This window comes from Mycobacterium sp., assembly GCF_049673265.1.
GTDB lineage: Bacteria > Actinomycetota > Actinomycetes > Mycobacteriales > Mycobacteriaceae > Mycobacterium.
In genome coordinates this window covers 1-5,763 of the sequence record NZ_JBATXN010000579.1, presented here as the reverse complement: position 1 = coordinate 5,763, position 5,763 = coordinate 1, and the positions used below count along the sequence as shown (strand labels likewise).

Annotated in this window: 8 protein-coding genes and 1 tRNA gene; 3 read left to right on the top strand and 6 right to left on the bottom strand. The window is 64.8% G+C overall.

Features of this window, described 5'->3' with window-relative positions; translation table 11 throughout:
• Positions 1 to 4: 4 nt before the first annotated feature.
• A tRNA-Val gene (locus tag WBF82_RS19700) sits at positions 5 to 79 on the top strand.
• Positions 80 to 97: 18 nt separating this feature from the next.
• Here the strand turns inward: WBF82_RS19700 and WBF82_RS19695 are convergent.
• The 5 genes from WBF82_RS19695 to WBF82_RS19675 all read right to left on the bottom strand — a co-directional run bounded on the left by WBF82_RS19695 (position 98) and on the right by WBF82_RS19675 (position 4,353).
• Positions 98 to 847: a phthiotriol/phenolphthiotriol dimycocerosates methyltransferase gene (locus WBF82_RS19695; RefSeq protein WP_424384625.1), complete on the bottom strand. Its 750-nt coding sequence runs from the start codon at positions 845 to 847 to the stop codon at positions 98 to 100.
• Between the two features lie 172 nt (positions 848 to 1,019).
• On the bottom strand, positions 1,020 to 1,967 hold the full coding sequence (locus WBF82_RS19690) for a metal-dependent hydrolase (protein ID WP_424384624.1): 948 nt from the start codon (positions 1,965 to 1,967) through the stop codon (positions 1,020 to 1,022).
• A 218-nt stretch (positions 1,968 to 2,185) separates the two neighbouring features.
• Entirely contained in the window at positions 2,186 to 3,190 is a 1,005-nt protein-coding gene (locus WBF82_RS19685) for a zinc-binding dehydrogenase (RefSeq protein ID WP_424384623.1), read from the bottom strand.
• Positions 3,191 to 3,200: 10 nt separating this feature from the next.
• A complete protein-coding gene (locus WBF82_RS19680) occupies positions 3,201 to 3,893 on the bottom strand; it encodes a cutinase family protein (protein ID WP_424384622.1) in 693 nt (230 codons plus the stop codon).
• Positions 3,894 to 3,957: 64 nt separating this feature from the next.
• Positions 3,958 to 4,353 (bottom strand): VOC family protein, encoded by a 396-nt coding sequence (locus WBF82_RS19675; RefSeq protein WP_424384621.1) that lies wholly within the window; start codon positions 4,351 to 4,353, stop codon positions 3,958 to 3,960.
• A 116-nt stretch (positions 4,354 to 4,469) separates the two neighbouring features.
• Between WBF82_RS19675 and WBF82_RS19670 the strand changes: the two genes are divergently transcribed.
• Positions 4,470 to 4,616 (top strand): hypothetical protein, encoded by a 147-nt coding sequence (locus WBF82_RS19670; RefSeq protein ID WP_424384620.1) that lies wholly within the window; start codon positions 4,470 to 4,472, stop codon positions 4,614 to 4,616.
• 3 nt (positions 4,617 to 4,619) lie between these two features.
• Here WBF82_RS19670 and WBF82_RS19665 read toward each other — a convergent pair whose 3' ends face one another.
• Positions 4,620 to 5,438, bottom strand: a complete 819-nt coding sequence (locus WBF82_RS19665) for an oxygenase MpaB family protein (RefSeq protein WP_424384619.1) — start codon at positions 5,436 to 5,438, stop codon at positions 4,620 to 4,622.
• A 34-nt stretch (positions 5,439 to 5,472) separates the two neighbouring features.
• Here WBF82_RS19665 and WBF82_RS19660 point away from each other — a divergent pair.
• Positions 5,473 to 5,763, top strand: a 291-nt coding sequence (locus WBF82_RS19660; RefSeq protein ID WP_424384618.1) for a cobalamin biosynthesis protein, incomplete at its 3' end; no start/stop codon positions are given.

The following is a 5,763-nucleotide window of genomic DNA, read 5'->3' as shown; positions in this document are numbered from 1 at the left end:
GCACGGGCGCGTAGCTCAGTGGTAGAGCTCTGGTTTTACACACCAGCGGTCGGCGGTTCGATACCGTCCGCGCCCACCATGTCACGGCACCAGGAACCTAATCCTTGATGAAGTGGTACATCCGGTACGAAATCTGTCCACGTTGCAGTTGGTTGTTCGTCGTCGTGCCGGGCAGACCGGCGAACACGCGACCGAAGGGCCGCATCAACTTGGGCACGTGGTTAACGACCAGGTCCCGGTACCGCGCCGCGTTCTTGTCCAGTCCGCGCAGTACCTCCTCGTTGATGACGCGTTTCGATTCCATTCGCATCGGCAGGTTGGTCAGTGCTTTGTCCCACGCGTCGTGCTCGAGGAACCCGCGGAAATCGGCGTAGAGGAAATGCCCACCCGGGCGTAGCACGCGCACGATTTCGGGAAGAAAACGGTCAAAGTGGGGGTAGGTGTGCGAGGCTTCGACGTTGATCACCACGTCGAAGGACTCATCGGGAAACGGCAGGCTTTCGGCGTTGCCGTGGACGAACTCCAGCCCCGGTAGGTCATATCGTTTCTGCGCGAATGCCACGCCGTCCGAGTTGTAGTCCAGCCCGACGTAGGAGGCCGGGTGGAAGGTCCGAACCAGATACGCGGCACCGCCGCCGTGGCCGGAGCTGACCTCCAGTACTTCTTTCCCGCTGAGGTCTGCCTGGGTCGCGGTGCGGTGGTACAGCTGGATGCCGTACCGGTTGGGCTCTTCTTCAGGGGACAGCGGCAGGGCCATCGGAGGATCCTCCTCGTAGCCCCAGTTGAGCAGGGTGACATCCTGCTTGTCCCACCGGCGGGTGATCAAGGGGTACCAGTATTTGTTCATGACAAATTTCAAGCCCTGAGTAGGGTCGAGGGGCTTGATGTACCGCTTGAGGGTGCTAGTCACAGCGGCGAGTATGCCAGGCGCACTAGGCACTACCGAGGTCGGCTGGCATATCCGTTGGGACGAAGCGGAATTCACGCGCCACCCATACTTGTCGGGCGCGGACGTCTTCCTAGGCTGGGTTTTCCGATGCGTCGTTCTCAGCAGATCTGGACCGTTGAGCGACTTGGGCCGCCTGGCGGGCTGCCCGCGCAGCCGGCGACTGCGCCAAATAGTCCAACGCCATCTGCGTGGAAGCTTCGGTGCTGGGGTGATGGCTGGGACGCAGATAGCGCAGCGTGCCGATCACAAAGAGACTCCACGGCCCGGGCACCTTGTACTGGCGGGCGGCCCGTAGCCAGTCCCTCAACCGTGGTTTGGCGGTGATGGTTGGGTCCTGCGCCATCAAGAACCGCACGCCTGCGAACCATCCGAACAAGAACCCCGGCGCGTTGAACAGCATCGCCAACGCGCGCAGCGGATAGTTCCCGCACACATTCTGGTAGACGTCGAATACCAGCGCGCGGTGCTCTACTTCCTCGGCGCCGTGCCAGCGCAGCAGATCGAGCATGACGGGGTCGGTTCCTGCATAGTCCAGGCCGCGGTTTTGGATCCACCACTGACCCACTACCGCCGTGAAGTGCTCGAGCGCGGCCACGTCGGCCAGGCGCCGGTAGAGCCACCATCGCTGCAAACGCGGAGGCCAGCTCGGGTGCTGATGAGTGCCCGTCGACAACCACTTTTGCAACTTGTCGGTGTAGGGCGTGGTGTCGATGCCCTGCTCGGCCAGATGATCGAGGACCGCTCGGTGCGCCCAGGCGTGCCAGGCTTCCTGCTGCACGAACGCTTTCATCGGTGCCGTCAGGTCCGGATCGTCGACTAGTGGCGCCGCGTCGTTGACGGCTCTGATGAATCCCCGCTCCCCTTCGGGCAGGAACAGGTGCATCGCGTTCCAAAAGTGTGTGGCGAAGGGGTCGTCCGGGACCCAGTGCAACGGCGTGTTCGACCAGTCAAAGCGGACTTTGCGCCGATGTGTCGGGTAGCCGTCGTGGCGGACGTCGAGGTCTTCGACTTCGGTCATGTACTTCTCCTCCCAAACGCTTAACTGGCCTACAGCTCCAGGGGCCCTATCAGAGACCCTGGTGCTCACCCCCAAATCAGGACGGTTGCCTGTTGCCTGCCAGCTAAACGACCAGATGGCGACGATACACAGTTATCGCGTACCACTACTGCTGCCTTCGCGAAATTTTCAGAATCTCACAATGGGCGCTCGTTTGCTGATGGCCGGCAGCGCTCAGCTCACGGCACGAGGACGACCTTGCCGATGTTCTCCCGCGCGGCAAGGATCCGATGTGCCTCTGGCGCATCCGCGAACGGCACAGCGGCGTGTACCACCGGCGCTGCCGTGCCGTCGGCCAATGCCGTTGACAGCGGCCCTATCCAAGGCTCGAGCGTGCCGCGATCGTCCCACAGCCGCAGCATGTTCAGGCCGATGACGGCCTTGGATTCGCTCATCTGGGTGATCATGCTGAACCCGCGCAGCATCGCCAGCGCCTGCGGCGCCGCCCGGCGTAGCGACCGCTTCTCGCCTTGTTGCAAGGCTGAAAGGCCGTAGGCCACAAGCCGTCCACCGGGGCGAAGCAAGGCGAAGGACCGCCGCAACGACGTGCCGCCAAGCGGATCCAGCACCATGTCGTACGGTTCCAGGCCTTTCCACCACCCGTCGCGGCGGTAGTCGATGGCCTGGTCGACGCCCAGTGCAGCGAGCTCGCTGTGCTTGCCGGGTGATGCGGTGCCGTGCACGACCGCGCCTGCGGCCTTGGCCAGCTGGACCGCCGCGATGCCGACACCCCCGGCCGCGGCATGCACCAGCACCCGCTCGCCGGTGCGCAGCGAGCCGTAACCGTGCAGCGCCGCCCAGGCCGTTGCGTAGTTGACCGGGACCGCCGCGCCCTGCTCGAAGCTCATCGACTCCGGAAGCGCCACAGTGTCGTCCGCGGACGCGTTGACGATTTCGGCGTAACCGCCGAAACGCGTCCCGGCCAATACTCGTTCGCCGATGCGCGCGATATCGACGCCGTCGCCGACGGCTTCGATCGTCCCGGCCACCTCATAGCCGACGACGCTCGGCACTTTCGGCGCATCGGGGTAGAGCCCGACGCGAGCCAGGTGGTCGGCGAAGTTCACGCCCGCCGCGCGCACCGAAACCCGGACCTGGCCGGCCGCAGGCGGCGGCGGATCGGGACGTTCCTGCACCCTGAGCACCGACGGCGGGCCGTGCTTGGTGATGACGACTGCGCGCATGGCCCTCTGGCTATACGTGACTTGCGACGAAAGCCGCCGCCTGCGCCGGCATTCCGGAGTTCGGATAGGAGAGGTGCGCCGCGGAGAACATCTCGTCGTGCGTCGGCAGCGCGAGACCCCCACCCGGGGTACAGATCGCGTCGCCGGCCGCACACAGGTCAATGGCCTTGGCCCCGTACCACGGGCTGACCGTGCTTACCGGCCCGCCAAGATATCTGTCCGATGGATTCCCGAAGAGGGCGAGCGCAGCAACGTGATCGGCCTGGTCCGCCGATAGCGTCGCGGGGACAAAGCCCGCGATCGGGAATTGGGCGATGGTGATCTGATCGATCACCATCGCGCCCTGGGAGTATCCGCCCAGCACCATCTTGGTGTTGGGGCAATTCGCGATCATGGACTGGACGTGCGCGCTCGCATCACCAGTGCCGTCGTTGACGGACGGCACGAAATCCTCTGAGGCCGGGTAGTTGACGGGATACACCCCGACCGACTTGCCCCCGACCTGTGAGCGCAGCGTATCGATGAATTTCTGTCCTACGACGCCGACACCGGGCCCCTCGGTGGTGGCGCGGGCGAACGTCACCTCGACGTCGGGGCAAGGAGCAGCGGACGCCGAGGCAATCAGGATCGGTGCGCTCAGCAGCGCCGCCCAGGTGGTCACCACCACCACACCAAGGAAATAGGAGATCGGTCGCAGGCTCACCCGCTAATGCTGACACATTGCGGCCAAAGTGGGGTCTGCGTTTTGGCCGATTGTTTTTCGCCGGTCAGCCCGGCGACGCGAAGAACTCGAGCGCGATACCGTCCGGGTCGCGAAAGCTCAAGCCCGACCCATACGGCGCGTCCACGATTCCGCCGTGGTGCACGCCGAGCTCGTTGAGCCGGGTCATCCACGTCTCCAAGGCGGCGCGGTCGGCGCAGCCGAAGCCGACGTGGTCCAAGCCCACCCGAAACTCGGTGAATCGCTCGTCGGGGGCCGAACGCTCGTGCTGATGGATTCCGAAGATCGTCCCGCCATCTAAGAGCCAAACCAAATGGCGGAATCCGGCGTCGGTGTGCTCGTCCAGCACCGGGTCGGCGCCGAACAACGTCCGATACCACGGGCCGCTAATTTCCATGTCGCGCACGGTGATTGCGACGTGGTTGAGTGCCGGAAAAGTCATCGAGCTGCTCCTCTCATATCTGTGCGGGCTCCGAAGTGTGACGTGCGTCGCAATACGGGGACCGATGAGGCGAGCGCCACATTTACTTCGCCCGACTAATTAGTCATGCTTGATACATGACTTCACAGCTGACGCCCGAGCGCACGACCTCCCTTCCGGCGAGCACCGAGGAAACCCGGGAGCGCCCCCTCCTTCTGCAGCCCTGGTTTGTGATGGCGATACTGAGCATGGTCGCCATCGTGTTGGTCGTCATCACTGCCTAGCCGTTAGACGATTCGCCAGCCGCGGCGGGCGCGAAAGCGCATGTCCCACAGGTAGAGCCGATACCCCAAAATCCACGCCTGGTGCGGAATCAGGCGGTCGGCCAGCCGCAGCGCTGCCAGCAGCCATTCGAACCGACGTTGCTGCGGCTCGGCCCACTCCAGATGCATCATCGTGCGGAACTCCGGGGCCAGGAATCCCGCCGTCGCGAACAGGTTGAACGATCCGGCAAGTGCATGCAGCGGCCGCGGCAAGAATGCCATCGTGGCCACTCCGTGCAAATGTTCGCGCACCGGGGGATCGATGCGCAGCTCTTCCAGCGAGCGCTTCCAGTAGTCGTCGAACGCGACCCGGTCCGGCGGCCACATGCCTTCGCGGACCTGCAAGGTGGTGCCCAGTCGCTCGGCGTCGGAGTACACCGCGTCCGCGGTGGCGTCGTCGAGCGGACCGTACAAAAACTCGTGCTGGTCGACGAAATAGCGGTACAAGCAGGCGGCCACCCACAGCTGCAGCCCGGGATCGAAGGCGTTGTAGGACACCGGGCTTGACGATGTCGATCGCACTTGCCGGTGCGCGGTGTCGACGGCGGCGCGAATGAGTTGGCGGTCCGACTCGGTGCCGATGGTCGCGACGGCCAAATACGTTCCGGTGGTACGTGCCCGTTTGAACGGATGCTTGTACACATTGCCGCTGTCGACCGGGCTCTCCAATACGCCATAGCCGACACCGGGCAACGACAGCTGCATGATCACATTCGCGGCGGGCAGCAACACCGCGGCGGGGTTCAACAGGTCGGCGACCCGGGTGGCGCGCCGCTTCCGCATCAACCGAGTAGACCACGTGTGAGACGCTGCCGGAGTGTTTGGGACGACAGGGCGTTCCCGGGTCGTCGGTGTGCTGGCGGGCTATGTGGCCGACATGCTGCTGGCCGACCCCCGGGCCGGTCATCCGGTAGCCGGATTCGGCGCCGCCGCAGCGGCAATGGAGCGGCTCACATACCGTGACACCCGGATTGGCGGCGCTGCGCACGTCGGTGTGCTGGTCGGCGGCGTAGGCCTGCTCGGCGCCGCAGCGCAGTTGGCCGCTCGGCGGCGTGGCCCGCTGTGGTCTATCGCCGCAACCGCGGTGGCCACCTGGATAGCGCTGGGC

Bases quoted from the DNA above. Each gene is read 5' to 3' on its own strand.
- WBF82_RS19695 (WP_424384625.1), bottom strand. From the start codon at position 847: ATGAACAAATACTGGTACCCCTTGATCACCCGCCGGTGGGACAAGCAG.
- WBF82_RS19675 (WP_424384621.1), bottom strand. From the start codon at position 4,353: ATGACTTTTCCGGCACTCAACCACGTCGCAATCACCGTGCGCGACATG.
- WBF82_RS19670 (WP_424384620.1), top strand. From the start codon at position 4,470: ATGACTTCACAGCTGACGCCCGAGCGCACGACCTCCCTTCCGGCGAGC.
- WBF82_RS19665 (WP_424384619.1), bottom strand. From the start codon at position 5,438: ATGCGGAAGCGGCGCGCCACCCGGGTCGCCGACCTGTTGAACCCCGCC.
- WBF82_RS19690 (WP_424384624.1), bottom strand. From the start codon at position 1,967: ATGACCGAAGTCGAAGACCTCGACGTCCGCCACGACGGCTACCCGACA.
- WBF82_RS19685 (WP_424384623.1), bottom strand. From the start codon at position 3,190: ATGCGCGCAGTCGTCATCACCAAGCACGGCCCGCCGTCGGTGCTCAGG.